Origin of the sequence: Rathayibacter tanaceti, assembly GCF_001634385.1 — a bacterium.
In the GTDB taxonomy this organism is placed as follows: Bacteria; Actinomycetota; Actinomycetes; order Actinomycetales; family Microbacteriaceae; genus Rathayibacter; species Rathayibacter tanaceti.
The window spans coordinates 1-1,152 of the sequence record NZ_LIIN01000266.1; the positions used below are offsets into that span (position 1 = coordinate 1).

Here is a 1,152-nt window from a genome sequence, read left to right on the forward strand (position 1 = left end):
TCCGCCTCCCCCGCCCCGACGACGACGTCGACCGCGCCCTCGCGGCCGTGCGGGTCGCGATCGACCTGCCCGGTGCGTTCCCGGCCGAGGCGCTGGCCGAGGCGGAGCACGCCGACGCGAACGCGGAGGACGGCGGCCGCAGCGATCGCACGGATCTGCCGTTCGTCACGATCGACCCGCCGGGCTCCCTCGACCTCGACCAGGCGCTGCATCTCGAGCGCACCACGGACGGCGTCGTCCTCCGCTACGCGATCGCCGACGTCCCGGCGGTCGTCCACTCGGGCGGTGCGCTCGACGCCGAGGCCCGACGCCGTGGTCAGACCGTCTACCTCCCCGACGGGCGGATCCCGCTGCATCCCGCCGTGCTCTCCGAGGGCACCGCCTCGCTCCTGCCCGACGTCCGGCGACGTGCCCTGGTCTGGACGCTGACACTCGATGAGCGCGCCGAGCCGCGTTCCGTGCGCCTCGAGCGCTCGCTCGTCCGCAGCGTCGCACGCCTCGACTACGGAGCAGTGCAGCGCAGCGTCGAGGCAGGCGAGCCGCATCCCTCGATCGCCTTGCTCGCCTGGTTCGGGCGCGAGCGCCTCGCCCGCGAAGCAGAGCGCGGAGGCGCGAGCCTGACCCTCCCCGAGGAGGAGATCGTCGCGGTCGGCGGCGGCTACCGAGTGGAGCGCCGAGCGCCGCTGGCGGTCGAGGCCTGGAACGCCCAGGTCTCGCTCCTGACCGGGATGGTCGCCGCGAGGATGATGCTCGGCGCGGGAGTCGGAATCCTGCGCACGATGCCCGCCGCGGATCCCGAGACCGTCGCCGCGTTCCGCGCCAGGGCCGCCGCCCTCGGTACCCCCTGGCCGACGGAGGAACCCTACGGCGCTACCTGCGCCGTCTCGACACGGGCGACCCGGCGCAGCTGGCGGTGATGCACGCCGCCGCGACCCTGTTCCGCGGAGCCGGCTACACCGCGTTCGACGGGACACCTCCCGAACACCCCGCGCAGTCCGCGCTCGCCGCGCCCTACGCTCACGTCACGGCGCCGCTGCGGCGCCTGGTCGACCGTTTCGGCCTCGCCGTCTGCCTCGCGGTCTCCAACGGAGACGCGGTGCCCGACGGGCTGCGCGCCGCGCTCCCCGGGCTGCCCCCGCTCCTCGCGGCGAG

General features: G+C 75.4%; 1 protein-coding gene and 1 pseudogene. Both read left to right on the forward strand.

The annotated features are described in order from the left end of the window. On the forward strand, positions 1 to 917 hold a 917-nt coding region (locus ACH61_RS15540), incomplete at its 5' end, for an RNB domain-containing ribonuclease (protein WP_153038956.1). Next, a pseudogene (locus ACH61_RS18705) lies at positions 914 to 1,152 on the forward strand (RNB domain-containing ribonuclease); the annotation flags it as partial. The gene ACH61_RS15540 and the pseudogene ACH61_RS18705, both read left to right, overlap by 4 nt.